The organism is Streptomyces sp. B5E4, assembly GCF_039871555.1.
Taxonomy (GTDB): domain Bacteria; phylum Actinomycetota; class Actinomycetes; order Streptomycetales; family Streptomycetaceae; genus Streptomyces.
In genome coordinates this window covers 37,654-63,653 of sequence record NZ_JBDPMI010000030.1, presented here as the reverse complement: position 1 = coordinate 63,653, position 26,000 = coordinate 37,654, and the positions used below count along the sequence as shown (strand labels likewise).

Genomic DNA, 26,000 nt, shown 5'->3' with positions numbered 1-26,000 from the left:
CTGACAGCAGGGCGACCGGGCCCGGATCGGACGGTGTGTCAGGTGGCGGGGGTGGTTTTGCGGCGGAGACGGGCGCCCTTCTCCTGGGCCTGGGCGTTCAGATCCTCCTGGAACGTCGTCATCCGGGCGCGGAGGTCCTCGTCGTGGGTGGCCAGGATGCGGGCGGCCAGGAGGCCCGCGTTGCGGGCGCCGGCCACGGAGACCGTGGCGACCGGGACGCCCGCGGGCATCTGGACGATCGAGAGCAGGGAGTCCATGCCGTCGAGGTACTTCAGGGGCACCGGGACGCCGATGACCGGGAGGGGGGTGACGGAGGCGAGCATGCCCGGGAGGTGGGCGGCGCCGCCGGCGCCGGCGATGAGGGTGCGCAGGCCGCGGGCCGCGGCCTGTTCGCCGTAGGAGATCATCTCGCGCGGCATCCGGTGCGCGGAGACGACGTCGACCTCGTACGGGACCTCGAACTCGTCGAGGGCCTGCGCCGCCGCCTCCATGACCGGCCAGTCGGAGTCGGAGCCCATGACGATGCCGACCAGCGGGCTGTTCTCCGCGCTCATACGATGCTCATTCCGTGATCGTCCCCCGCAGGTAGTCGGCGGCGTGGCGGGCGCGTGCGCGCACGTCGGCCAGGTCGTCGCCATAGGTGTTGACGTGGCCGACCTTGCGGCCGGGCTTCACGTCCTTGCCGTACATGTGGATCTTGAGCCCCGGGTCCCGGGCCATGCAGTGCAGGTACGCCGGGTACATGTCGGGGTAGTCGCCGCCGAGGACGTTCGCCATCACCGTCCACGGGGCGCGCGGGCGCGGGTCGCCCAGCGGCAGGTCGAGCACGGCGCGTACGTGGTTGGCGAACTGCGAGGTGACGGCGCCGTCCTGGGTCCAGTGGCCGGAGTTGTGCGGGCGCATGGCCAGCTCGTTGACGAGGATCCGGGGCTCGCCGTCCGGGCCGGCCGCCTCGAACAGCTCCACCGCGAGGTGGCCCACGACGTCCAGCTCCATCGCGATCCGCAGCGCGAGCTGCTGCGTCCGCACCGCGGCCTCCGGCGCCAGCCCGGGCGCCGGGGCGATGACCGTGTCGCAGACGCCGCCGACCTGGACGGACTCCACCACCGGGTACGCGACCGCCTGGCCGCTGGGCGAGCGGACGACGTTCGCGGCCAGCTCGCGGCGGAAGTCGACCAGCTCCTCGGCCAGCACCGGGACGCCCGCGCGGAACGGCTGCGCGGCGTCCTCCTCCGTACGTACGACCCACACGCCCTTGCCGTCGTACCCGCCGCGGACCGTCTTCAGCACCACCGGGAAGCCGCCGCCCTCGCGCGCGAAGCGCGCCACGTCCGCCGGTCCCGACACGATCCGGTGCCGCGGGCAGGGGATGCCCAGCTCCGTCAGCCGGGCCCGCATCGCGCCCTTGTCCTGCGCGTACACCAGCGCGTCCGGGCCCGGCCTGACCGCGACGCCCTCGGCCTGCAGGGCCCGCAGATGCTCGGTCGGTACGTGCTCGTGGTCGAACGTGATCACGTCGCAGCCGCGGGCGAACTCACGCAGCGTGTCGAGATCGCGGTAATCCCCGACGACCGTGTCGCCCGCCACCAGGGCCGCGGAGTCCGTGCTGGTGCCGCTGAGGAGCTTGAACCTGATGCCGAGGGGGATGCCTGCCTGGTGGGTCATCCGGGCGAGCTGTCCCCCGCCGATCATGCCGACTACCGGGAATGTCACGCGTCCCAGCGTATCGGCCGGCCGGGCGGACCCGCCCCCTCCGTCGGCGGGCCCGGTTAGCATGAGGTCTCCGGTCCGCCGGAGAGGACCGGGACCAGGGGAACGCAACCGACCATCGGAGTCTGACGATCTTGATGAGTGCACGGCACCCGGGGGTATCGCGGCTGCGCCGCCTGAGCCGCGAGGTGGCCGAGTTCGCGGCGGTCGGGGGCGTCGGCGTCCTGGTCAACCTGGCGGTCTTCAACCTCGTGCGGAACTCCACGGAGCTGCCCGTGGTCCGCTGCAGCATGATCGCGACGGCCGTCGCGATCATCTTCAACTACATAGGCTTCCGGTACTTCACGTACCGCGACCGGGACAAGACCCGGCCGCCGCGCGAGTTCACCCTGTTCCTGGTCTTCAGCACCGCCGGGCTCGTCATCGAGAACGGCGTGCTGTACGTCGCCACGTACGGGTTCGACTGGGACACCCCGCTGCAGAACAACATCTTCAAGTTCCTGGGGATCGGGGTGGCGTCGCTGTTCCGCTTCTGGTCGTACCGGAGCTGGGTGTTCCGTGCGGTGCCCGCGGCCCGGCCCGCCGCCGCGCCCGCGGAGCCCGGCGAAGCCGGCGAGATAGCCGCGGACCCCGAGGTGCGGATCCCGGGCAGCCGGCGGAAGCCGCGGGAGTCCAAGGCGCCCGAGGAGTCCAAGGCGCCCGAGGAGTCCGAGGAGCCGGAGGAACCCGAGGCGCAGGAAGAGGCGGTCGGAGCGCGGCGGTAGCGTCCGCTTGGCGTACGAGCCTTCGCGCACCACCCGTACGCGCCCCGTACCCCCGCAAGCCGTCCTCGCGCCCCCGTACCGGAGCCCGCCGCGCGGCCCGTACGCCCCCTCAGTGGTCCTCGTGCTCCCGCGCGAGGAACAGCGCGAACGTCGTCGGCTTCTGCTGCACCAGCTCCAGCCGCCCCCCGTCCGCCTCCGCCAGGTCGCGGGCGACCGCCAGCCCCAGCCCCGTCGAGTTGCGCCCGCTGACCGTACGCTCGAAGACCCGGGAGCCGAGGTCCGCGGGCACGCCCGGGCCCTCGTCCGTGACCTCCGCGACCACCTGGTTGCCCGTGACCCGGGTGCGCAGCGCGACGGTCCCCGCGCCGTGCATCAGCGCGTTCTCGATCAGCGTCGCGAGCACCTGCGCCACCGCCCCCGGCGTGCCCACAGCACGCAGCTTCTTCTTGCCGGAGCGGACGATCGCCCGCCCCTCGCCGCGGTACGCGGGCCGCCACTCCTCCAACTGCTGCTTGACGACCTCGTCCAGGTCGAAGCCCATGCCCGCGCCGGCCTTGGGGTCCCGGGACTTGGTCAGCAGCCGCTGCACCACGTCCGTCAGCCGCTCCACCTGGGTGAGCGCGACCGCCGCCTCCTCCTTGACCGTCGCCGGGTCGTCGGTGAGCGCGATCTCCTCCAGCCGCATGGACAGCGCGGTCAGCGGCGTACGGAGCTGGTGGGAGGCGTCCGCGGCCAGCCGCCGCTCGGCCGTGAGCATCCGCGCGATCCGCTCGGCGCTGGCGTCCAGCACGTCGGCGACGCGGTCCAGCTCGGGGACACCGTAGCGGCGGTGGCGGGTGCGCTGGTCGCCGGAGCCGAGGCGCTCGGCGGTCTCGGCGAGGTCGGTGAGCGGTGCGGTGAGGCGGTTGGCCTGGCGGACGGCGAGCAGCACGGCGGCGCCGACGGCCAGCAGCGCCACGGCGAAGATGATCAGCAGGGTCTGGCCCAGCTCGTCGTTGACCCGGTCGCGGGCCTCCTTGACCGTGACCCGCTCGCCCCTGCTGCCGGTCTCGGTGGCCTCGATGACCGAGCCCTCGGGCCGCTCACCGATCTTGAGCGGCGGCCCGCCCGGCAGCTCCACCTCGGCGTAGCGCCCGTCCGTGACCTGCGCGGCGAGCGCCTGGCGGGTCACCCGCGCATCGTCGGCGATCTTGCCTTCCACGACGCTGAACAGCCGCACGGCCTCGGATTGCACCCGGTCGCGCGCGGCGGCCTCGATGGTGCGGGTCTCGACGATGACGAGCGAGACGCCGAAGACGGCGATGACGACGAGCACGACCGCGAGGGTGCTGTTGATGAGCCGTCTGCGCATGGCTGCCGGAGGCCGCGGGCGGCCGGCCTAGCTCTTCTCGAAGCGGAAGCCCACTCCGCGGACCGTCGCGATGTAGCGGGGGTTCGCGGCGTCGTCGCCGAGCTTCTTGCGCAGCCACGAGATGTGCATGTCGAGCGTCTTGGTGGACGACCACCACGTCGTGTCCCACACCTCGCGCATCAACTGCTCGCGCGTGACGACCCGGCCCGCGTCGCGCACCAGCACCCGCAGCAGGTCGAACTCCTTCGCCGTGAGCTGCAGCTCCTCGTCGCCGAGCCAGGCACGGTGCGAGTCGGTGTCGATGCGTACGCCGTGGGTGGCGGGCGGCTGCGCCTCGGTGGAGCCGCGGCGCAGCAGGGCGCGGACCCGGGCGAGCAGCTCGGCGAGGCGGAAGGGCTTGGTGACGTAGTCGTCGGCGCCCGCGTCGAGGCCGACGACGGTGTCCACCTCGTCCGCGCGGGCGGTGAGCACCAGAACGGGGAAGCCGTGCCCGTCGGCGCGCAGCCGCCGGCACACCTCCAGGCCGTCCATGCCGGGCAGGCCCAGGTCGAGCACGAGGAGGTCGACGCCGCCGCGGAGCCCGGCACCGAGCGCCGTGGGACCGTCTTCTCGGACCTCCACCTCGTAGCCCTCCCGGCGCAGCGCGCGGGCCAGCGGTTCCGAGATGGCCGCGTCGTCCTCGGCCAGCAGTACTCGGGTCATGGTGCGATGGTAGACCTCCCGTCACCGAGAGTGGGCCGGTGGCGTCGGGTTCCCTCACCTCCCGGTACGCGGTCGAACGCCTCGGCGGCGCTCGTGCGCCGGTTCGCGCCGCCCACCGGGTCGCGGTCGCCGGATCGCGGGGCGGGGCGTCGTCGGCGACCATGAGGGCACCGGGCCGGCCGGTCCGCGGGGAGGCGGGTGCGATGGCTGCGGTACGGGTCCGGTGGCGGCGGCTCGTGGCCGCGGTGCTGGGGACCGCCGCGGCGCTCACGGCGGTGGTGGTGCAGCCGGCCGGGATCGTGCCCGCGGAGCGCACGGCGGAGCAGCGCGCCGGCGCAGCCGGGGCGCTCAGGCGCAGTGTCGAGGCGTACGGGGAGCATCCGCGGCAGCGGGTCATCGTCCACTGGCAGCCGCGGCGGGTGCTCCGCGGCGGCCTCGTGGTGGTGCACGGCGGGTACTGGTCGTACGACACCGACTGGGAGGACTGGGCGCGGGCCTTCGCCCGGCGCGGCTACGCGGTCTTCGACGCCGGGTACCGCCTGGCCCCCGGGGTGCCGTGGCCGGGGCAGCGGGACGACGTGCTGGCGGCGCTGCGGTGGGTGCGGCGCAACGCCGCCGGGTACGCCGTGGATCCGGCGCGCGTGGCGGTGCTGGGCTCGTCGGCGGGCGGGCAGCTCGCCGTCGCCGCGGCCGTGTACGGGGCGGGGGCGTCGCACAGCGCCGGGGTGGTGGCGCTGTCGCCGGTGGCGTCGCCGTACCGGGCCTGGCTGGACGGCGGGGCGCCGGGGGCGACGGCGGCGGAGCGGCGGCTGCGGGCGAGCGCGGAGCGACTGGCGGGGTGCGTACCGGACGGCGCCCCGGCGCTGTCGGTTGACCCGGCGTGCCGGCGGGCGTGGTGGTCGCTGGACCCGCGGAGCGAGGCGTCCGGGCGGGACGACGCCCCGATGCTGCTGCTCCACTCGGCGGACGACTTCGTCCCGGCGTACCACTCCGAGGCGGTGGCGGCGGCGGAGCGGGCGCGCGGAATGCCGCCGGGGGACGTACGGGTGCGGGTGGTGCCGGGCAGCGCGCACGGGATGCGGCTGCTGACCCGGCCGGGGGTGCTGGAGGGGATCGAGGGGTGGCTGCGGGGGCGGATCGGCTAGGCGTACGCGGCGGGTGGGGCGTAGGACCATCGGCTCGTACGATGTGCGGCGGCCGGGACACCTACGGCGTACGGCAAGCGGCCCGTATGACGAACCGTCAGTGGTACGTACGACACGTCAGAGCGGCGCCGACAGCTCCGCCCACACCGTCTTGCCCGCCGCTCCCGTCTCCCGCTGCACGCCCCAGTCGAGGCACAGCCGCTGCACGATGAACATCCCGTGCCCGCCCGGCCTGCTGGCCCGGTGCGGGGTGCGCGGCTCGGGTGTGCCCGTGCCGGAGTCGCTGACCTCCAGCCGCAGCACCTTGCCCGCCGTGCGCAGCCGCAGTTCGTCCGGGCCGCCGCCGTGCAGGCAGGCGTTCGTGACCAGCTCCGAGACGACGAGCAGGACGTCCTCCGCGGCCGCGCGCTGCTCGGCGTTGACCGCGGGCAGCCAGCCCCAGTCCTCCAGCGCCCGGCGGGCGAAGTCGCGGGCGCGGGGCACCATGCCGCTGGCGCCGACGAGCCGCAGCCGGCGCACCTGTCCCGCGGGGGCGGGCTCGCCGGCCGGATCGGCCGCGGCGGCCTCGGCGCCCCGGCGCGCGGGCGCGGCGGCGCCGCTGCCGGCCTCGCCCTCCGGTGGCAGTGCACCCGGCGGCAACGACCTGAAGCTCATCGCCTCACGACACCCCCTTCGCGCAACTGCACGCCCGTTCGCGCACCCGTCCCGCGCATTCGCGCCCTTCCTGCCCGTTCCAGAAGTTTCGCCTGGGCTTCTGCCCTACGAGATCGCGGAAACACCCCCGAGTTTCCCCGGGACGCTGTGACGCGCATCACCTGCCGCACCTGCCCCACCCGGCATCCGGCGACCGGGAGGTCACTCCGCGAGTGCGGCCTCCAGGGTGTCGTGCAGGGAGAAGACTGCCTCCGCACCCGTGATCTCGAAGACTCTGGCCACCACGGGCTGCAGCCCCGCGAGGTGCACGGCTCCCCCGTCGGCCTCGGCTTTGAGGCGGGCACCGAGGAGCACGTTCAGCCCGGTCGAGTCGCAGAACTCCAGGCGTGAGCAGTCGAGTACGAGCCGGCTGCGGCCGCCGGCGATACATCGCTCCAGCGGCTCCCGCAGCACCTCGGCCGTGTGGTAGTCGAGTTCACCCGCTGGTGTGAGGACGGCGCTCCCGCCATGGACCCGCACGTCGACGTGCAGTCGGCCGCGGCTCGGGCTTCCGGCGGTTCCGGCGTCCATGCGCGCTTGTCTCCTGACCTTCGGACTGTCGTGCAATGCAGCCCCGACCTTACGCCTTTGGTCACACGTTCGGCACCCGAACAACCAACATAATAGGGCAAATACGGACACCTGATTCTTGCACCGGAGGGGAGAAGCGGGTAGGGCTAGAGGGACTCACCACACGTGGCCTTGGGAGGCGCCGCAGACCACAGCGGACAAGAACTGGCATCGGCAGCCGCATTGCCGAGAACGATGGAGGACAAATGTCAACCCGGCTCGACGCCGCGGCGAGCACGCCGCCGGCACGACCCCACGCCGAGCGCGGCGACGACCACACTGAGCACCACGGCGCGGACACCGTCGTCTCCCGTGGCGAGACCGGCGGCGAGGACTCCGCCGACCCGGCCACCGAGGACACCGCCGGCACCGCCGGCACCGCGGCGGCGTTCACGGGGAGCATCGACGAGCTGGAGGGCATCGCCTTCGACGAGGTCGCCCCCGCGGACGCGCGGGCCATGTCGAAGACCCTCTTCGACCGGCTCGGCACCCTCGAAGAGGGCACCCACGAGTACTCGTACGTGCGCAACACCCTGATCGAACTCAACCTGGCGCTGGTGAAGTTCGCCGCCTCCCGGTTCCGCTCGCGCAGCGAGCCGATGGAGGACATCATCCAGGTCGGCACCATAGGGCTCATCAAGGCGATCGACCGCTTCGAGCCCACCCGCGGGGTGGAGTTCCCCACCTTCGCGATGCCGACGATCATCGGCGAGATCAAGCGCTTCTTCCGCGACACCTCCTGGTCCGTACGCGTCCCGCGGCGGCTGCAGGAGCTGCGCCTCGACCTGGCGAAGGCGGGCGACGAGCTGGCACAGCAGCTCGACCGCGCCCCCACGGTCGACGAGCTGGCCGAGCGGCTGGACATCGGCCGGGACGAGGTCATCGAGGGCATGGCCGCCTCGAACGCCTACACCGCCAGCTCGCTGGACGCCCAGCCCGAGGAGGACGACTCCGAGAGCGCCCTCGCCGACCGCATCGGCTACGAGGACCACGGCCTGGAGGGCATCGAGTACGTCGAGTCCCTCAAGCCGCTGATAGCGGAGCTCACGCCGCGCGACCGGAAGATCCTCTCGCTGCGCTTCGTGGCCAACATGACCCAGTCGGAGATCGGCGAGGAGCTGGGCATCTCGCAGATGCACGTCTCGCGGCTGCTGTCGCGGACGCTGGTGCGGCTGCGCAAGGGGCTGATGGTCGAGGAGTAGGCCGCGGGCCGCCTCCTCGCCTCCCGCCTCCCCGGGTTTCCGGGGAGGCGGTGCCATGATCGCCCCATGGCCTCCCCCCGACGGCGGCCCGGCCGCCCGGCCCCGGTGCCCGCCCTGCTCACGGCGCTGGCGCTGGCGTGGACGAGCGCGTGCGGACTGCCGGGCGGGGACGGGCCGGAGTCGCCGGACGCCGGTCCCGCCTCGTACGAACCGGCCCCCGGCGGCGAGGAGTGGACCCCCTGCCCGCTGACGGGCATGGAGCGGCGCGAGTGCCGCGGCGTCACCGTGCCCGTCGGCGGGGACGGCCACGAGACCCTCCGCCTCGCGCTCTCCCGGCTGCCCGCCCGCGACCCCGGCCGCCGCATCGGGGCGCTCGTCCTCGCGCCCGGCGGACCGGGCCTGTCGGGCCTCCAGGAGGCCGTCTCGGCCGGCGTCGACTACCCCCGCGCGCTGCGCGACCGCTTCGACATCGTCGGCTACGACCGCCGCGGCACCGGCCGCAGCCACCGCGTCGACTGCGGTGAGCCCGCCGGCGCCCTGGACCGCCTCGGCACCGCGCGCAGCCTCCGGCTCGTCCGGGACGTCACCGCCGTCGACGCCGCCGCCCGCGACTACGTAGAGGGCTGCCGCATCTCCTACGGCCCGCTGCTGGCCCGCCTCGGCTCCCGCGCCGGCGCGACGGACCTGGAGCGGGTCCGGCGGGCGCTGGGCGAGGAGCGGATCAGCCTGCTGCTGCACTCGTACGCCACGGTGGCCGGCCAGGTCTACCTGAGCCGCCACCCGGAGCGGGTGCGCGCGGCGGTCTTCGACGGAGTCGTCGACCCGGACCGGCGGGGCACGTCCTATGTACTGAGGACGCTGCACACCCGCCAGGAACTGGACGACGAACACGTGCCGGAGCCGGTGCCCGGAGCCGCATCGAAGGCGGTACCGCCCGACGTGCGGGCGGCGTTCGACGAACTGGACCCGGGGCCGCCGCCGCTCGCCCTCTTCCTGGGGGTCCACTGCACCGACTTCCGGTGGCCGGGGAACCTGCGGGCGCTGCTGCGGGAGCTGGACGACGCTCACGAGGCACGGTGGCGGACGCGGACGGTGGCGCGCGACTACGCGCCCTGCGTGCACTGGCCGGGGCGCGGGGAGCCGCTGGGCGCGGTCCGGCCCGGGGCCGGCGAGGGGGACCACGGCGCGGCCGACGGGGCGGATCTGCTGCTGGTCAACAGCGAGGACGACATCCGCACGCCGGCGGCGGGCGCGGAGCGCGTCGCGATGCGGTTCCGGGCGCCGCTGCTGACGGTGCCGGGCGGGCGGCACGGGCTGGTGGGCTTCGGCAACGAGTGCGCGGAGCGCGCGGCGGTGGACCATCTGACGGCGCGGCCCGCGGCGGAGCCGGACGCCGGCAACGGTTGCTGACCGGCGCGCTCGCGTCGGTCGTCCGTCCTCAGTTGCCGGCCGGCACGCCCGCGCCCGGTCGTCGCTCCTCAGTTGCCGCCCGGCGCGGTCACCCGCTCCCCCCGGCGCCACACCTCCGCCACCAGCGGCACCCCCGGCCGGTACGCCAGGTGTACGTGGCTGGGCGCGTCCAGCAGCGCCGCGTCCGCCCGCGCGCCCGGCGCGAGGCAGCCCACGTCCGTGCGCCGCAGCGCCGCCGCGCCGCCCGCCGTCGCGGACCACACCGCCTCGTCCGGCGTCATGCCCATCTCCCGTACCGCGACGGCCACGCAGAACGGCATGGAGCTGGTGAACGAGGAGCCCGGGTTGCAGTCCGTCGACAGCGCCACCGTCACTCCCGCGTCCAGCACCCGGCGCACGTCCGGATAGACCGCCCGCGTCGAGAACTCGCAGCCCGGCAGGAACGTCGCCACCGTCACCCCCGACGCCAGCGCGGCCACGTCCGCGTCGGTCAGATGCGTCAGATGGTCCGCGGAGGCGGCCTCCAGCTCGACGGCGAGCTGCACCCCCGGCCCGTACGACAGTTGGTTCGCGTGCACCCGCGGGGTCAGGCCGCGTACCTTCCCGGCCACGAGGACCGCCCGCGCCTGGTCGCCGTCGAACGCGCCCTTCTCACAGAAGACGTCGATCCACCGCGCGTACGGCGCACAGGCGTCCAGCATCTCGCCGGTGACCAGGTCGACGTACGCGCCCGGATCGTCCGCGTACTCCGGCGCGACGACATGGGCACCGAGGTACGTGACCTCCTCCACCTGCTCCGCCGCGACCCGCAGTCCCCGCGCCTCGTCCGCCGCGGTCAGCCCGTAGCCGGACTTCGTCTCCAGCGTCGTCGTGCCCTGGCGGAGCATCTCCCGGACGAACCGGGCGAGGTTGGCCGCCAGTTCCTCGTCGGTCGCGGCGCGGGTGGCGGCGACCGTCGTGCGGATGCCGCCCGCCGTGTACGGGCGGCCTGACATCCGGGCGGCGAACTCGCGGGTGCGGTCGCCGGCGAAGACGAGGTGGGAGTGCGAGTCGACGAAGCCCGGCAGCAGGGCCCGGCCCGCCGCGTCGTACGCCACGTCCGCGGCCGGCGCCGCGTCGGCCGCGCCGACCCAGGCGACGCGGTCGCCGTCGAAGACGACGGCCGCGTCCTGAAGCAGGCCGAGCGGCCCGTCGCCGAGGGCCGGGTCGTTGGTGACCAGGCTGCCGATGTTGACGATGGCGGTGGCGGTCATGTTCCTGCCCTCGGGGTCGGTGGCGTGCGGGACGGGGATACGGGAGTCAGCCGCGCAGCGCCGCGAGCGCCGCCGTCAGCGCCCCGGGTACGTCCTCCACGAGCGCGTGCACCCCGTCCCGTACGACGTGCCGGCCCCCCACCACCGTGTGCCGCACGTCCGCCGCCGTCGCCGCGAACACCGCCGTCTCCGCGCCGAGCCGCGGCACCGCGCCCGCCGTGCGCACGCTGTCCAGCGCCACGGTGGTGAAGTCCGCGAGGCCGCCCGGCTCCAGCCGGGCCGGCGCGTCCCAGCCGAGGGCTTCGTAGCCGCCCTCGGTGGCGGCGCGCAGCAACTGGTGGGCGGTCCAGTGGCCGCGGCGGCGGGTGCGCAGCCGCTCGTTCAGCTCCAGCGCCCGCGCCTCCTCGAAGAGGTCGATCACGGCGTGGCTGTCGCTGCCCAGCGACAGCGGGCTGCCCGCCCGCTCCACGGCCGCGGCGGGGCCGATGCCGTCCGCGAGGTCCCGTTCTGTGGTGGGGCACATGCACACGCCGGTGCTGCTGCGGCCGAGGAGGGTGCGGTCGTCGGCGGTGAGGTGGGTGGCGTGCACGGCGGTGGTGTGGAGGCCGAGGACGCCGTGGTCGGCGAGGAGACGGGCGGGGGTGACGCCGTGGGCGGCGAGGCACGCCTCGTTCTCGGCGGGCTGCTCGGAGAGGTGGACGTGGAGCGGGACGCGGCGCGCCGCGGCCCAGCCGGCGACGGTGGCGAGCTGGCCGGCCGGGACGGCGCGTACGGAGTGGACGGCGGCGCCGACGCGGGCGGTGTCGTCGTCGGGGTCGAGGGCGGCCACGCGGGCGGCCCATGCGTCGGCGTCGCCGTCGCTGAAGCGGAGTTGGTGCCGCCCGGGGGGGTGGCCGAAGCCGGAGGCCAGGTACGCGGTGTCGAGCAGGGTCAGCCGGATCCCGGCCGCCGCGGCGGCGGCGATCAGCGCGTGGCCCATGGCGTTGGGGTCGTCGTAGCGGGCGCCGCCGGGCGCGTGGTGGACGTAGTGGAACTCGCCGACGCAGGTGACGCCGGCGAGCGCCATCTCGGCGTAGACGGCGCGGGCGAGGTCGTAGTACGTGTCGGGGGTGAGCCGGTCGGCGACGCCGTACATCACCTCGCGCCAGGTCCAGAACGTGCCGGAGCCGACCTGGACGGTGCCGCGCAGGGCGCGGTGGAAGGCGTGGCTGTGGGCGTTCGCCAGGCCGGGGAGGGTGAGGCCGCGCAGGACGACGGCGCCCGGCGGCGGTGCACCGGCCCCGGTCCGTACCGCGGCGAGCAGCCCGCCGGACGCCCGCGTCTCCAGGACGACGCCGGGTTCGACGACGCCGCCGACCCACGCCTGCTCCGCCCAGTACGTCGTCACGCGGCCCCTTCCGACCGTTGCGCCCTGCCCTCGTCCGGCCCCGGTGCCGAGGCCGGCTCTGCCGGCTCCGGTGCCGGCCGTCGTGCACCGTCCTCGTCGCCGGCCAGGTCCGCCAGCACGTCCGCCAGCGCCCGTACGCCCGCCGCACAGTCGTCCTCGTCGGCCGACTCGGCCGGCGCGTGCGAGACGCCCGTCGGATTCCGTACGTACAGCATGGCCGCCGGCACCGCCCCGGACAGGATCCCGGCGTCGTGTCCCGCCCCCGTCGGAAGCAGGGGCGCGCCGCCGAGGCGCGCGGCGAGGCGGTCGCGCAGGGCGTGGTCGAAGTCGACGACGGGCGTCAGCGACTCGCGGGTGACCTCCAGCGCGGTGCCGTCGCGGCCGGCGCGCTCGCGGGCGGCCTGCTCGACGGCGGCGACGAGGGTGTGCAGGGTCTCCTCGTCGGCGGCGCGGGAGTCGAGCCAGCCGCGGACGAGCGCGGGGATGGCGTTGACGCCGTTGGGCTCGACGGCGACCTTGCCGAAGGTGGCGCGGGCACCGGCCTGCGCGGCCTTCTTGCGGGCGGAGAGCACCGTGTGGGCGTAGGTCAGCATCGGGTCGTGGCGGTCCTCCATCCGGGTCGTGCCCGCGTGGTTGGCCTCGCCGCGGAAGTCGAACCGCCAGCGGCCGTGCGGCCAGATCGCCGACGCCACGCCGACCGCGTGCTCCGTACCGGCGAGCGCCACGCCCTGCTCGACGTGCAGCTCGACGAAGGCGCCGATGCGCGCCAGCCGCCCGGGGTCGGGGCCGAGGGCGGCGGGGTCGTGGCCCGCGCGCTCCATCGCCCGCGGCAGGGTGACGCCGTCGGCGTCGCGCAGCTCGTGGGCGGCGGCGGCGGTGAGCTGCCCGGCGGCCAGCCGGGAGCCGACGCAGGCCAGGCCGAAGCGGGCGCCTTCCTCGTCGCCGAAGTTGACGACGCCGAGGGGGCGGTCGGGGCGGGCGCCGCGGGCGCGCAGCTCGTCGAGGGCGGCGAAGGCGGAGACGACCCCGAGGGGGCCGTCGAAGGCGCCCCCGTCGGGTACGGAGTCGAGGTGCGAGCCGGTGACCACGGCACCGCCGGCGGCCGGGTCGCCGAGCCAGGCCCACTGGTTGCCGTTGCGGTCGGTCTCGTAGGCGAGGCCGCGCGCGCTCGCCTGCGCGCGGAACCAGGCCCGGCAGTCGGCGTCCGCCGCCGTCCACGCGAACCGGCGGTAGCCGCCGGAGGGCGCGTACCGCCCGAGGGGGCGCAGCTCGCGCCACATCTCCTGGAACGACGACGGGCTCACGGCGCGGAGTCGCCTTCGCCGGGCGGGGTGTTCTCCCTCATCGGTACGCGCACGCCCCGCTCCGCCGCGATCTCCTCGGCCCGCTCGTAGCCCGCGTCGACGTGCCGGATGACGCCCATGCCCGGGTCGTTGGTCAGCACCCGGCGGATCTTCTCGCCCGCGAGCGCCGTGCCGTCGGCGACGGTGACCTGGCCGGCGTGCAGCGAGCGCCCCATGCCGACGCCGCCGCCGTGGTGGATCGAGACCCAGGAGGCGCCGGAGGCGACGTTGACCATGGCGTTGAGCAGGGGCCAGTCCGCGATGGCGTCGGAGCCGTCGCGCATGGCCTCGGTCTCGCGGTACGGGGACGCCACCGAGCCGCAGTCGAGGTGGTCGCGGCCGATGACCAGCGGCGCGGCCAGCTCGCCGCTCGCCACCATGTCGTTGAACCGCTCGCCGGCCCGGTCGCGCTCGCCGTAGCCGAGCCAGCAGATGCGGGCGGGCAGGCCCTGGAACGAGACGCGCTCGCCGGCCAGCCGGATCCAGCGGGCCAGCGACTCGTTCCCGGGGAAGAGGTCGAGGACGGCGCGGTCGGTGGCGGCGATGTCCTTCGGGTCGCCGGAGAGCGCCGCCCAGCGGAAGGGGCCCTTGCCCTCGCTGAACAGGGGGCGGATGTAGGCGGGTACGAAGCCGGGGAAGTCGAAGGCGCGCGCGTAGCCGGCGAGCTTGGCCTCGCCGCGGAGGGAGTTGCCGTAGTCGAAGACCTCGGCGCCGGCGTCCTGGAAGCCGACCATGGCCTCGACGTGCCGGGCCATCGACTCGCGGGCGCGGACGGTGAAGTCGGCGGGCTTCTCGGCGGCGTAGGCGGCCATGTCGGCGAAGTCGACGCCGAGGGGGAGGTACGCCAGCGGGTCGTGGGCGGAGGTCTGGTCGGTGACGATGTCGATCGGGGCCCCGGCGGCGAGCAACCGGGGCACCAGCTCGGCGGCGTTGCCGAGGACGCCGACGGACAGCGGGCGGCGGGCGTCGCGGGCCTCGGTGGCCAGCCGCAGGGCGTGCTCCGGGCTGTCGGCCTTCGCGTCGAGGTAGCCGTGCTCCAGGCGGCGCTCGATGCGGGAGGGGTCGCACTCGATGCAGAGCGCGACGCCGTCGTTCATGGTGACGGCGAGCGGCTGGGCGCCGCCCATGCCGCCGAGTCCCGCGGTGAGGGTGATCGTCCCGGCGAGGGTGCCGCCGAACCGTTTCGCGGCGACGGCGGCGAAGGTCTCGTACGTGCCCTGGAGGATGCCCTGCGTGCCGATGTAGATCCACGAACCGGCGGTCATCTGGCCGTACATGGTCAGCCCCAGGGCCTCCAGCCGGCGGAACTCCTCCCAGGTGGCCCAGTCGCCGACGAGGTTGCTGTTGGCGATGAGGACGCGGGGCGCCCACTCGTGGGTCTGCATGACGCCGACGGGGCGGCCGGACTGGACGAGCATGGTCTCGTCGGGGCCGAGGGTGGTCAGCGTCCGCACCATGGCGTCGAAGGAGTCCCAGTCGCGGGCGGCCTTGCCGGTGCCGCCGTAGACGACGAGCTTGTCGGGGTGCTCGGCGACCTCGGGGTCGAGGTTGTTCTGCAGCATCCGCAGGGCGGCTTCCTGCTGCCACCCGCGGGCGCGGGGCTGGGTGCCGCGCGGGGCCCGCACGGGTCGGGGTCCTGCCATGCCTGCCTCCTGGCGCGCCGTCCGTCCTGAATGAACAGAAACACATCCTGACGCGACTGAATTAGCCTAGTCAAGGCCGCCTCGCGTCCGACAGTTGGACCCTGTACGACAGCATTTGCGGACGGGTGATTGACTGCCGCCATGCCTGACGACCAGCCCGTTCCCGTGCCGCAGAACCTCCCGCTCGCCGCCCGCCGCGACCTGGCCGTACGCGCGGCGCTGGCCGAGGGCCTGGTGTCCGACGCCGAGCCGGTGGTGGGCCTCCTGGACGTCGCCGGCATCCGGGAGTCCGCGGGCGCGCTGCGGGCCGCGTTCGACGAGGTGGTGGCGCCGGGGACGCCGGTGCTGCACTCCTTCGCGGTCAAGGCCGCCTCGCTGGTGCCGGTGCTGCGGCTGCTCGCGGACGAGGGCCTGGGCGCGGAGGTGGCCAGCCCCGGGGAGCTGGAACTGGCCCGCGCCGCGGACGTACCCCCGGAGCGCACCGTGCTCGACTCCCCCGCCAAGACCGCCGCGGAGCTGCGCGGCGCACTGGCCCTGGGCATCGCCGTCAACGCCGACAACCCCGAGGAGCTGGCCCGCATCGACGGCCTGGTCCGCTCGGCGCCGACCCGCTCGACGATCGGCGTACGGATCAACCCGCAGGTCGGCGGCGGCAGCATCGGCGCGATGAGCACGGCGACGGCCACGTCGAAGTTCGGCGTGACGCTCCAGGACGAGGGCGCCCGCGACTGGCTCGTGCGCGCGTACGTGGACCGCCCCTGGCTCACCGCGCTGCACACCCACACCGGCTCCCAGGGCGTGCCGCTGCCGCTGATGGCGGCGGGGGTGCGCGCGGCGTACGAACTGGCGGAGGAGATCAACGCGGCCGCCGGCCGCCGGCAGGTCACCACGCTGGACATCGGCGGCGGGCTGCCGGTCAACTTCGGCTCCGACGAGACCACCCCGGCGTTCCACGACTACGCGCGGCTGCTGCGCGCCGAGATCCCGGGCCTGTTCGACGGCCGCTACGCGCTGATCACGGAGTTCGGCCGCTCCCTGCTGGCGAAGAACGGCCTGGTGCTGGCCCGCGTCGAGTACGCCAAGTCCGCCGGCGGCCGCCCCATCGCGGTCACCCACGCGGGCGTCCAGGTGGCCGTACGCACCGTCTTCGTCCCGGACTCCTGGCCGCTGCGCGTGACGGCGTACGACGCCCAGGGCCACCCCAAGACGGGCACCCCGGTCGCCCAGGACGTCGCGGGCCCGTGCTGCTTCGCCGGCGACCTGGTGGCCCGCGCCCGCGAACTCCCCCCGCTGGCGGCGGGCGACCACGTGGCGCTCCTCGACACGGGCGCGTACTACTTCTCCAACCCCTTCTCCTACAACAGCCTCCCCCGCCCGGCCGTCCACGGCTTCACCACGGACGCCGACACGGTCCGCTTCGCCACTGTCAGGACGGCCCAGACCCTGACGGAGATCGTCAGGGAATCCGGCGGCGCCCACAGCACGTCCCTGACCGGACTCACCTGACTCGTCGCGTCCTCTGCCCGTTCGAGCCGCCTCATCGTGTAGCGCCCGGCCTGTCGGGTAACCGCTCGGCCAGGGGTCCTTGAGGTAAGGGGCGCATGTAAGGGGTTGGTGTAAGGGGTCGGTGGGCATTGGCAGGGGCATGTCGAATTCATCCACCGAAGCGGCCGCCCCGTCCCCCTCCGACGGCGGCGGTACGCCGCTGAAGCGGGCCATCGGGCCCAAGTTGCTGCTGCTCTTCGTCGTCGGCGACATCCTCGGCACCGGGATCTACGCCAACACCGGTGCCGTCGCCGGGCGGATCGGCGGGGCGTTGTGGGTGCCGTTCGTGATCGGGTTCGTGGTGGCGATGCTGACCGCCGCCTCGTACGTCGAACTGGTCGGCAAGTACCCGCGGGCCGCGGGGGCGGCGCTGTACACCCAGAAGGCGTTCCGGGTGCCGTTCCTGACGTTCATCGTCGCGTTCATGGTGATGTGTTCGGGGCTGTCGTCCGCGAGCGCCGCCGCGCGGGCGTTCAGCGGCGACTACCTCCAGGAGTTCGTCGACATCTCGCCGACGCTCATCGCCATCCTGTTCGTCGTCGTGCTCGCCTCGCTCAACCTGCGCGGTGTCTCCGAGTCGGTGAAGACCAACGTCGTTCTGACCGTCGTCGAGGTGACCGGACTGCTCGTCATCCTCGGCATCGGCGTCGCCGCCGTGCTGACCGGCGAGGGCGAGCCGTCGCGGCTGACGGAGTTCGAGACCGGCGGGACCGGGTACGCCGTGCTCACCGGGGTGCTCGGGGCGACCGCGCTGGGGTTCTTCGCCTTCGTGGGGTTCGAGGACTCCGTGAACATGGCGGAGGAGACCAAGGACCCGGTACGGAACTTCCCGCGGGCGATCTTCCTCGGGGTGGCGATCACCGGCACGATCTACGTCCTCGTGGCGCTCGTCTCCTCGCTGATGGTCGACCACGAGCGGCTGGCCGGCTCCAGTGGGCCGCTGCTGCTGGTCGTGGACGAGAGCGGCGTGGACTTCCCCGCGAAGCTGTTCGCGCTCATCGCGCTCTTCGCCGTGTCCAACTCGGCGCTGATCAACATCATGATGGCCTCCCGCCTCTGCTACGGCCTCGCCAACGAGCGCGTACTGCCGCGCGGCATGGCGCGCGTGCTGCCGGGTCGGCGGACGCCCGTGGTCGGGATCGCCTTCGTCACGGCGCTGGCGATCGGTCTGGTGTCGACCGGCGAGATCGAGGGGCTCGGCGACACCACCTCGTTCCTGCTGCTGTGCGTCTTCGCCGTCGTCAACGTGGCCGTGCTCGTGCTGCGCCGCGACCCGGTCGAGCACAAGCACTTCCGCGCGCCGACGTGGATACCCGTGCTGGGTGCCGTCACCGCCGGGATCCTGGCCAGCCCGCTGTCGGATCGGCCCGCCGACGTCTACATCCGGGCCGGCGTGCTGCTGGCCATCGGGATCGGGCTGTGGATCGTCAACCGGATCGCCCTGCGCGCGGCCGGGCAGAAGTGAGGCTCACGGCCACAGCAGCCGCTTCGTCCACCCGGGTGGCGCCGACGCGTAGACGAGCCGTGTGTGGCGCCGCGCCTTGTCGCCCTGCCAGAACTCCACCGTCTCCGGCCGTACCGCGTACAGCGTCCAGCCCGGCGCCACCAGAGCCGGGTCCGCCTCGACCCGCGCCAGCGACTTACCGACCGCCGCGTCCCGCTCCGCCGGGTCCGCCAGCGGGCGGGACTGGCGGCCGAGCAGGGTCTCCGCGCGGGCGCCGGCGCCGCGGGCGCGGAAGTCCGCGGCGCTCAGCTCCGGGTCCGCGGTCCCGACCGGGCCCCGGATCCGTACCTGGCGGGCCAGCGGCGACCAGTAGAACGTCAGCGCCGCGTACGGCCGCCCGGCCAGCTCCCGGCCCTTCGGACTGCCCGCGTCCGAGGCGAACTGCCAGCCGTCCGGGCCGACGTCCTTGAGGATCAGCACCCGCGCCGACGGGGCGCCGTCCGCGTCCGCCGTCGACAGGGTCATCGCGTGCGGCTCGCGCACCCCCGCCCGTACGGCGTCCAGCAGCCAGCTCGTGAAGAGCGCGACCGGCTCGTCCGGGGTCTCCCGCGGATCGAACGCCGGCAGGTCGCCCTCGAAGACCTCGATCCCGCGCAGCAGCCGTCTCAGGTCGGTCATGCCCGCCCCCTTTCATGCCGGTGGCCCGGCCGGAAGGATCCGGCCGGGCCACTCGGTCTGTCGTTGTCGAGCCGTGTCAGTCGCTGCCCTGAAGGATGGCGACCAGGCGCAGCATCTCCAGGTAGATCCAGACCAGGGTCAGGGTCAGCCCGAAGGCGGCGAGCCACGCCTCGTTCTTCGGGGCGCCGTAGGCGATGCCGTCCTCGACCTGCTTGAAGTCCAGGGCCAGGAAGCACGCGCCGAGCACGACGCCGATGACGCCGAACAGGATGCCGAGGCCGCCGCTGCGCAGGCCCATGCCGTCGCCGCCGCCGATGAGCGCGGCGAACATGTTGACCGCCATCAGCAGCACGAAGCCGATCGCCGCGCCGATGACGAACCGCTGGAACCGGGCCGTGACCCGGATGATCCGCAGCTTGTACGCGACGAGCACTCCGAAGAACACCGCCATCGTGCCGAGCACGGCCTGCATGACCGCGCCGTCGACGTAGGTGTTGAAGTACTCGCTGATGATGCCGAGGAAGACACCCTCAAGGACCGCGTACGACAGGATCAGCGCGGGGATGGGGCGGCGCTTGAACGCCTGGACCATCGCGAGGACGAACGCGCCGAGCGCGGCCACCAGGCCGATGCCGAGCGACTTCTCGCCGTCGAAGGTGATCCAGGAGGCGACGGCCGCGAGGATCACCAGGCCGAGCGTCATGCCCGTGCGGGACACGACGTCGTCGATGGTCATCCGGCCGCCGGCGGGCGCCGCGTACGGCGCCCACTCGCCCTGCTGCTGGTCCGCGGGCGCGTAGGGGTTCTGCGGGGCGCCACCCGGCTGCTGCGCATACGGGTTGGTGCCGGGCTGGGCGTACGGGTTGTTGCCCTGGGCGACAGTGGGGCCCCCGGCCTGCGACGGCGCGTTGAAGCCTGCCGAACCGCCCTCGCGGCTGAACCCCCGTCGCGTGAAGACCGGGTTGCTGCTCCTCATCTCACTCCTCAGTGGCCGCACTGCGCGGCCTTGGGACAAGAGTAATGGGTAGGCAAAGACATCGCGCCAGACCTCAGGAGGATCTTTCACAAGGCTTTTCCGAGACTTTCCCGCATCCGGGTAAGCAAGCGCTCAGAAATTGAGGTCCGCGTCACAGTACGAGAACCGTGACCCCTCCGCTACGTACGGGTAACTTCAGCCCAGGACCCTGCCCCTCCGCGTCCCCTGGGAGCCGTGATGCCCGAAGCCGTGATCGTCTCTGCCGCCCGCTCCCCGATCGGCCGGGCCGGGAAAGGCTCGCTGAAGGACGTCCGCCCCGACGACCTGACCGCCGGGATCGTCCGGGCCGCCCTCGACAAGGTGCCGGGGCTCGACCCGAAGGACATCGACGACCTCATGCTCGGCTGCGGTCTGCCGGGCGGCGAGCAGGGGCACAACCTGGGCCGGGTGGTCGCCGTGCAGCTCGGCATGGACCACCTCCCCGGCTGCACCGTCACCCGCTACTGCTCCTCCTCGCTGCAGACCACGCGGATGGCGTTCCACGCCATCAAGGCCGGCGAGGGCGACGTCTTCGTCTCGGCGGGGGTGGAGACGGTCTCGCGGTTCGTCCACGGTTCCTCCGACGGCATGCCCGGCACCCACAACCCCCTCTTCGCCGAGGCCGAGGCACGTACCGCGGAACGGCAGGAGAAGGGCTCGGCCTTCGGGGGAGGCGGCTGGCACGACCCGCGCGCCGACGGGCTGGTGCCGGACGTGTACATCGCCATGGGGCAGACCGCCGAGAACCTGGCGCGGGCCAAGGGCGTCACGCGGCAGGACATGGACGAGTTCGGCGTGCGGTCGCAGAACCTCGCGGAGAAGGCCATCGCCGCGGGCTTCTGGGAGCGCGAGATCACGCCCGTCACCACCCCGGACGGCACGGTGGTGAGCAAGGACGACGGCCCCCGGCCCGGCGTGACGATGGAGGGGGTCGCGGGGCTGAAGCCGGTGTTCCGCCCCGACGGGCTGGTCACCGCCGGCAACTGCTGCCCGCTGAACGACGGAGCCGCGGCGGTCGTCGTGATGTCCGACACCAAGGCGCGTGAGCTGGGTCTCACCCCGCTGGCGCGGATCGTCTCGACCGGGCTGTCGGCGCTGTCGCCGGAGATCATGGGCCTGGGTCCGGTGGAGGCGAGCAGGCAGGCGCTCGCACGGGCCGGAATGGCGATCGGCGACATCGATCTGGTGGAGATCAACGAGGCGTTCGCCGCGCAGGTCATCCCCTCGTACCGGGATCTGGGCATCGACCTGGACCGGTTGAACGTCAACGGCGGCGCCATCGCCGTCGGCCACCCCTTCGGTATGACGGGCGCGCGGATCACGACGACGCTCATCAACTCCCTGCAGTGGCACGACAAGCAGTTCGGACTGGAGACAATGTGCGTCGGCGGCGGCCAGGGAATGGCGATGGTGCTGGAGCGGCTGAGCTGAGCTGCGACGCGCCCGAAGCCGAAGTGAAGCGCCCGGCAGGACAAGCTGCACGGCCGAGTTGGGCCGGCGTTGTACGGAACGGGGGCAGGGGGCGTACGGGGCGTGATCCGCGCCCCGGTCCCACGGCGGTGGGACCAAAGGCCCGTCCTATTCATGCCATTTTCCGCTAGGGGTGGGGTTCTGCCCTCCGGCAGGCTGAGGTAGAACATGGGGGTCCTACAGCAATCGGGAGTCCGACAGTGAGCGCCACCAACTTCGCCGTCCTGCTGGCCGCCACCCCCGCCGCGCTGCTCGGCGCCGCCGTGCTGCGCGCGGTGAGCGGGCTGCGGCGCGAGGTCGTCACGCTCCGTGCCGAGCTGACCGCGCAGGCCGCGACGCAGGCCGCCGCGGAACGGACCCACGCCGCCCCGAGGACCGAGGCGGAGGCCGAGGGCGCGACCGACGGAGCGGACGAGGCCGCGGTGCCGGGGGCCCGGCCCGTACCGGCGGCGGAGATACGTATCGCCGTCGCCCAGGCGCTCGCCGACGAGCGGGAGCGCGAGCTCGCCGAGGCCAGGGCGTTCTGGGCCGAGCAGGAGGCGCGCGACAGCATCGACGCGACCCCCTTCCCGGGCGACCCCGTGGACTTCGGCGGCGAGGTGTTCATACCGCGCCAGGCCGACTTCGCCGGCTTCGAGCCGCTGCTCGACCCGATGGACCGGCTGGACCGCATCGATCGCATGGACCGGCTGGAGCGCACCGAGCCCGCCGAGCCGGACGACGTCGCCGCCGCCGCGGACGCGCCGCCCGCCGAGGGCGAGTCCGCCGAGCTGGCCGCCGCCCGCCGGCGCCACCCCTCGCACCCCGACTTCCGCCCCCAGCCGGCCGTCGCCGACCACGAGCGCACCGTGAACCGGCTGGAGGACCTGGCCGCGGGCCGTACGCCGCTGACCGACGTGCGGCTGGGCCCGCTCGGCACGCTCGACGTCTACGTCTTCGCCGACGGCACGACGCTCTGCCTCTCCCCCGGCCACCGCGACACCGCGGAGCGGCTCGCCGAGGCGCTCGACGGGGGCACGGAGCCGGTGCTGCTGGGCGGTTCGGCGATCAGCGGGGCGTTCGCGCTGACCTTCGACTGCGCGGGCGAGAGCGTGTACATCCTCGCGGACCGCGTCATCGCCTCCCTCTGAGCCGCACGGGCCGAGACGTACGGGCCGAGACGAACGGACCGGGGCTTTACGGACCGGGGCTTACGGACCGGGCGTACCGGCAAAGCCGTACGAGCCCGACAGAGCGGCCCGTTCACAGCCGTACGTCCCGGACCACCGCCAGCGCCTCCGCGAGCCCCTCGGCGTCCCCCGCCGCCCGCAGCGCCTCCGCCAGGTCCCGGCCCGCGACGGCCACCTGGTCCCCCACCGCGAACTCCCCGGCCGCCGGCATCTCGTACGGCCTGCGCTCCGGCGTCTCCAGCCGCTGCGCCCGCGCGGACAGCTCGCGCGCCAGCGCCAGCCCGGTGACGGCCGCCCCCGCGCGCAGCCGGCTCTGCGGCAGCGACCGCAGGCGGTCGGCGACCCGGTCAACGGCGGTCACGAAGTCGAGGACGTCGAGCACGAGCCGAGCCTAACCCGCCGGTAGCCCCCGGTGGTTCCAGCCGCCCCGCTCCAGACGGTTGTCAATCGGCGCGCCCTCAGGCACGGTGCTGAGAAGGACTGCATACCGGAGGCGCCGATGTCCCAAGTCTTCTCCGCAGAAACCCACCGGAACCTGCTCTCCCGCATCCCCCACTGCACCGGCCGTGAAGTCTCCGACTGGTTGCAGACCGTCGAGGACGGTCCCTGTCTCCTCCGCTTCGAGGAGAAAGTGAGCTGGCTCCGTGGTGAGCACAACCTGGCGTACGGCCACGCCAAAGCGATCATCCACGAATACGACCTGAGGCGGGCCGCGCGCAAACTGCTCTAGGAGGGGACCGAACGCACCCCTGGCGCACCACGAGAGCACCCCCCGCACGGCAAAGGGCCCGCAGGAGGGCGATCCCTCCTGCGGGCCCTTCCGACGGGCACGGCCGCCCGTCTCCCCGTTCCCCCGTGGGTTCCACGGCCGTACGTTCCGCGCGTTCCGGCCCGTACGGCCCTTCTCCCCGCTCGTTCTCCGCGCCGCTCCTACTCGCTCTTGATGGCCGCGAGCATGTTGAGCCGCGCCGCCCTGCGGGCCGGCCACAGCGCCGCCAGCATGCCCACCAGCGCCGCGCCGAGGAGGAACCAGCCCATCCGCGCCCACGGCAGCACCAGGGAGTAGGTGTCGAGCGAGCTGGAGATCAGCTCTCCCGCGGCCCAGCCGAGAAAGACGCCGAGGCCGATGCCGAGCACCCCGCCGAAGAGCGAGATGACCAGCGACTCCAGCCGGACCATCCGCTTGACCGCGCGCCGGTCCAGGCCGATGGCGCGCAGCATGCCGATCTCCTGCGAGCGTTCGAAGACGGACATCGCCAGCGTGTTGATCACGCCGAGGACCGCGACCAGGACGGCCATGCCGAGCATGGCGTACAGGATGTTCAGCATCATGCTGATGAGCCCGGCGATGGCCTCGGAGACGTCCTCCTCGTTCATCACCGCGATGGCCGGGTTGTCGCCGAGGGCGGCCTCCAGCTTGTCCTTCATCGCGTCGCTCTCGCCGCCCTCGGTCTTCAGCCAGACCTCGAAGTCGGTGATCTTGTCCACGTGCGAGTCGACGACCGAGGTGTCGAGCATGATGCCCTTGATCATCTCGTTGCCGTGGTAGATGCCGGAGACGGTCAGCGTGCCCTTGGCGCCGTCCTGGTACGTCACCTCGATGGTGTCGCCCGTCTTCCAGCCCTCGTCCTCGGCGGTGTCGTCGTCGACGATCGCCTTGGCGGCGCCGCCGCCGGCCGGGACACCCTCGGCAAGGCCGTCGAACGAGCCCTCCGTGAAGTCCAGTTCGAGCAGTTGCCCGACGGCCTCGCCCTTGACGGCGGTGAGGTCCTCCTCGTCGCCGCCGATGTCGACGGGCACGGTGCGCAGCGGGGAGGAGGCGGTGACCTCGTCGAGTTCGGAGAGCTTCTTCTCCACCTCCGGGCTGAGCGGCGTGAAGTTCGACATGGAGACCGAGTAGTCGGCCTTCATGGCGTCGGTGGCCATCTTGTCGATGGCGTGGGAGATCCCGCTGCCGATCACCGTCAGACCGGTGATGAGGGTGAGCCCGATCATCAGCGCGGAGGCGGTGGCGGCGGTGCGCCGCGGGTTGCGCACGGCGTTCTGCCGGGCGAGCTTGCCGGAGACGCCGAACATCCGCAGCAGCGGCGCGGAGAGCGCGATCAGCGGCCGGGACAGCAGCGGGGTGAGGACGAAGATGCCGACCAGCAGGACCGCGGCGCCGCCGCCCATGAGCGCCTTGCCGTCGGCGGCGGTGGTGCCGGCGACGACCATCAGCGCGCCGCCGCCCGCGATGACCGCGCCGATGGCGTTGCGTACGACGAGGCTGCGGGTGGACGCCTGGGCGTGCACGCTGCTCATCGCGGCGACCGGCGGGATCTTCGCGGCCCGGCGGGCGGGCAGCCAGGCGGCGAGCACGGTCACGACGATGCCGACGACGAGCGAGACGATCACCGTCGTGGGCGAGACGATCAGCGGCCCGTCGGGCACGGTCTGGCCGGTGGCGCCCATCAGGGAGCGCAGCCCGGCGCCGATGCCGGTGCCCGCGGCGAGGCCGGCGAGCGCGGCGACGGTGCCGACGGCGGTGGCCTCGAAGAGCACGGAGCGGGTGACCTGGCGGCGGCTGGCGCCGACGGCCCGTAGCAGCGCCAGTTCCTTGGTGCGCTGGGCGACGAGCATGGTGAAGGTGTTGGCGATCAGGAAGATGCCGACGAAGAGCGCGATGCCGGCGAAGGCGAGCATCGCGGTACGCAGCCCGTCCATGCCCTGCTCGATCTGCCGGGCCTGGTCGTCGGCGAGCTTGGTGCCCGTCAGCGCCTCGGCTTCGGCGGGCAGGATCTTCTGCGCCTCGGCCCGCAGTTGCTTCTCGGAGGTGCCGGGGGCCGCGGCGAGGTCGATCTCGGTGTACTCGCCGGGCTTGGTGAAGAGGTCCTGCGCGGTCGCGGTGTCGAAGAGCACGAGGCTGCCGCCGGCGGCGACGTTGCCGTCGTCGGTGGTGAAGATGCCGGTGATCGTCGGTTCGAGTACGGGGCCGTCGACGGACATCCGCGGGGTGTCGCCGACCTCGTAACCGGTGCGCTCGGCGGTCTTGGCGTCGATGGCGATCTCGTTCGCGTTCTCGGGTCCGCGGCCGTCGCTCATCGGGTAGCGGGGGTCGGCGTCCTTGCCGCCCTCCCCGCCGGAGTAGTAGTTGGCGCCGCTGGTGGACCAGCCGTCGCCGACGAGGTCGCCGTCCTTGTCGGCGAGCGCGGCGAAACCGGCGACGTTGCCGGTGGCGGACTTCACGCCGGGCAGGGCGGCGGCCTCGTCCAGCAGGTCCTGGGTGAGCGGGGGCGGCTCGCCGGGGCGGCCCTCGTCGGCGTCGTCGTCGGGCTGGAGGCGTACGTCCACGTGACCGAAGCCCTGCTCCGAGCTCTTGGTGTAGGCGTCGGAGATCGTGGAGGTGAAGACCAGGGTGCCGGAGACGAAGGCCACGCCGAGCATGACGGCGAGCACGGTCATCAGCAACCGGGCCTTGTGCGCGAACACGTTGCGCAAGGCGGTGCGAAGCATATGGGGTCCTGTGG

Annotated in this window: 23 protein-coding genes; 9 read left to right on the top strand and 14 right to left on the bottom strand. The window is 73.6% G+C overall.

All coding sequences use genetic code 11. The features are described from left to right. Positions 1-38: 38 nt before the first annotated feature. Both purE and ABGA99_RS29465 read right to left on the bottom strand, forming a co-directional pair. Positions 39-554: a 5-(carboxyamino)imidazole ribonucleotide mutase gene (gene purE, locus ABGA99_RS29470; RefSeq protein ID WP_347580523.1), complete on the bottom strand. Its 516-nt coding sequence runs from the start codon at positions 552-554 to the stop codon at positions 39-41. Between the two features lie 7 nt (positions 555-561). Next, positions 562-1,713, bottom strand: a complete 1,152-nt coding sequence (locus ABGA99_RS29465) for a 5-(carboxyamino)imidazole ribonucleotide synthase (RefSeq protein WP_347580524.1) — start codon at positions 1,711-1,713, stop codon at positions 562-564. A 134-nt stretch (positions 1,714-1,847) separates the two neighbouring features. Between ABGA99_RS29465 and ABGA99_RS29460 the strand changes: the two genes are divergently transcribed. After that, positions 1,848-2,474, top strand: a complete 627-nt coding sequence (locus tag ABGA99_RS29460; RefSeq protein WP_347580525.1) for a GtrA family protein — start codon at positions 1,848-1,850, stop codon at positions 2,472-2,474. 109 nt (positions 2,475-2,583) lie between these two features. Here the strand turns inward: ABGA99_RS29460 and ABGA99_RS29455 are convergent, their stop codons facing one another. After that, entirely contained in the window at positions 2,584-3,825 is a 1,242-nt protein-coding gene (locus ABGA99_RS29455) for an ATP-binding protein (protein WP_347580526.1), read from the bottom strand. 27 nt (positions 3,826-3,852) lie between these two features. Further along, entirely contained in the window at positions 3,853-4,527 is a 675-nt protein-coding gene (locus ABGA99_RS29450) for a response regulator transcription factor (protein ID WP_347580527.1), read from the bottom strand. A 203-nt stretch (positions 4,528-4,730) separates the two neighbouring features. Here ABGA99_RS29450 and ABGA99_RS29445 point away from each other — a divergent pair, with 203 nt between their 5' ends. Next, a complete protein-coding gene (locus tag ABGA99_RS29445; RefSeq protein WP_347580528.1) occupies positions 4,731-5,672 on the top strand; it encodes an alpha/beta fold hydrolase in 942 nt (313 codons plus the stop codon). A gap of 117 nt (positions 5,673-5,789) precedes the next feature. On the opposite strand, the gene ABGA99_RS29440 is transcribed toward ABGA99_RS29445, so the two are convergent. Next, positions 5,790-6,326, bottom strand: a complete 537-nt coding sequence (locus ABGA99_RS29440; RefSeq protein ID WP_347580529.1) for an ATP-binding protein — start codon at positions 6,324-6,326, stop codon at positions 5,790-5,792. A gap of 201 nt (positions 6,327-6,527) precedes the next feature. Beyond that, positions 6,528-6,896: an STAS domain-containing protein gene (locus ABGA99_RS29435; RefSeq protein WP_347580530.1), complete on the bottom strand. Its 369-nt coding sequence runs from the start codon at positions 6,894-6,896 to the stop codon at positions 6,528-6,530. Positions 6,897-7,141: 245 nt separating this feature from the next. Here ABGA99_RS29435 and ABGA99_RS29430 point away from each other — a divergent pair, with 245 nt between their 5' ends. Together ABGA99_RS29430 and ABGA99_RS29425 are read left to right on the top strand one after the other, a co-directional pair. After that, positions 7,142-8,137 carry an RNA polymerase sigma factor SigF gene (locus ABGA99_RS29430; protein WP_347580531.1) on the top strand — a complete coding sequence of 332 codons (996 nt, stop codon included), beginning with the start codon at positions 7,142-7,144 and terminating at the stop codon, positions 8,135-8,137. A gap of 66 nt (positions 8,138-8,203) precedes the next feature. After that, positions 8,204-9,547, top strand: coding sequence for an alpha/beta fold hydrolase (locus tag ABGA99_RS29425; protein WP_347580532.1), 1,344 nt, complete (start codon positions 8,204-8,206; stop codon positions 9,545-9,547). 68 nt (positions 9,548-9,615) lie between these two features. Here ABGA99_RS29425 and hutI read toward each other — a convergent pair whose 3' ends face one another. The 4 genes from hutI to hutU are packed head-to-tail and all read right to left on the bottom strand — an operon-like array spanning position 9,616 to position 15,173. Continuing rightward, positions 9,616-10,800: an imidazolonepropionase gene (hutI, locus tag ABGA99_RS29420; RefSeq protein ID WP_347583803.1), complete on the bottom strand. Its 1,185-nt coding sequence runs from the start codon at positions 10,798-10,800 to the stop codon at positions 9,616-9,618. Between the two features lie 46 nt (positions 10,801-10,846). Next, a complete protein-coding gene (locus tag ABGA99_RS29415) occupies positions 10,847-12,187 on the bottom strand; it encodes a formimidoylglutamate deiminase (protein ID WP_347580534.1) in 1,341 nt (446 codons plus the stop codon). After that, complete coding sequence (locus ABGA99_RS29410) at positions 12,184-13,491, bottom strand: allantoate amidohydrolase (protein ID WP_347583802.1); 1,308 nt, start codon at positions 13,489-13,491, stop codon at positions 12,184-12,186. Before ABGA99_RS29410 ends, ABGA99_RS29415 begins: the two co-directional genes overlap by 4 nt. Further along, on the bottom strand, positions 13,488-15,173 hold the full coding sequence (gene hutU, locus ABGA99_RS29405) for a urocanate hydratase (protein WP_347580536.1): 1,686 nt from the start codon (positions 15,171-15,173) through the stop codon (positions 13,488-13,490). The genes ABGA99_RS29410 and hutU overlap by 4 nt, the downstream gene beginning before the upstream one ends. 141 nt (positions 15,174-15,314) lie before the next feature. Between hutU and ABGA99_RS29400 the strand changes: the two genes are divergently transcribed. Together ABGA99_RS29400 and ABGA99_RS29395 are read left to right on the top strand one after the other, a co-directional pair. Continuing rightward, positions 15,315-16,679 (top strand): diaminopimelate decarboxylase, encoded by a 1,365-nt coding sequence (locus ABGA99_RS29400; RefSeq protein ID WP_347583801.1) that lies wholly within the window; start codon positions 15,315-15,317, stop codon positions 16,677-16,679. A gap of 139 nt (positions 16,680-16,818) precedes the next feature. After that, complete coding sequence (locus ABGA99_RS29395; protein WP_347580538.1) at positions 16,819-18,183, top strand: APC family permease; 1,365 nt, start codon at positions 16,819-16,821, stop codon at positions 18,181-18,183. Positions 18,184-18,186: 3 nt separating this feature from the next. Here the strand turns inward: ABGA99_RS29395 and ABGA99_RS29390 are convergent, their stop codons facing one another. Then, entirely contained in the window at positions 18,187-18,840 is a 654-nt protein-coding gene (locus ABGA99_RS29390) for a pyridoxal 5'-phosphate synthase (RefSeq protein ID WP_347583800.1), read from the bottom strand. A gap of 76 nt (positions 18,841-18,916) precedes the next feature. Next, the gene (locus tag ABGA99_RS29385) at positions 18,917-19,816 is read right to left on the bottom strand and encodes a Bax inhibitor-1/YccA family protein (RefSeq protein WP_347580540.1); all 900 of its coding nucleotides are present in this window, start codon (positions 19,814-19,816) and stop codon (positions 18,917-18,919) included. A gap of 237 nt (positions 19,817-20,053) precedes the next feature. On the opposite strand from ABGA99_RS29385, the gene ABGA99_RS29380 reads away from it, so the two are divergent. Then, on the top strand, positions 20,054-21,286 hold the full coding sequence (locus ABGA99_RS29380) for an acetyl-CoA C-acetyltransferase (protein ID WP_347580541.1): 1,233 nt from the start codon (positions 20,054-20,056) through the stop codon (positions 21,284-21,286). A 239-nt stretch (positions 21,287-21,525) separates the two neighbouring features. Next, positions 21,526-22,455 carry a hypothetical protein gene (locus ABGA99_RS29375; protein ID WP_347580542.1) on the top strand — a complete coding sequence of 310 codons (930 nt, stop codon included), beginning with the start codon at positions 21,526-21,528 and terminating at the stop codon, positions 22,453-22,455. 112 nt (positions 22,456-22,567) lie between these two features. On the opposite strand, the gene ABGA99_RS29370 is transcribed toward ABGA99_RS29375, so the two are convergent. Next, positions 22,568-22,876: a hypothetical protein gene (locus tag ABGA99_RS29370; protein ID WP_347580543.1), complete on the bottom strand. Its 309-nt coding sequence runs from the start codon at positions 22,874-22,876 to the stop codon at positions 22,568-22,570. Positions 22,877-22,993: 117 nt separating this feature from the next. Between ABGA99_RS29370 and ABGA99_RS29365 the strand changes: the two genes are divergently transcribed. Further along, on the top strand, positions 22,994-23,224 hold the full coding sequence (locus ABGA99_RS29365; RefSeq protein WP_047016108.1) for a DUF4287 domain-containing protein: 231 nt from the start codon (positions 22,994-22,996) through the stop codon (positions 23,222-23,224). A 200-nt stretch (positions 23,225-23,424) separates the two neighbouring features. Here the strand turns inward: ABGA99_RS29365 and ABGA99_RS29360 are convergent, their stop codons facing one another. Continuing rightward, the gene (locus tag ABGA99_RS29360; protein ID WP_347583799.1) at positions 23,425-25,986 is read right to left on the bottom strand and encodes an FtsX-like permease family protein; all 2,562 of its coding nucleotides are present in this window, start codon (positions 25,984-25,986) and stop codon (positions 23,425-23,427) included. Positions 25,987-26,000 lie beyond the last annotated feature (14 nt).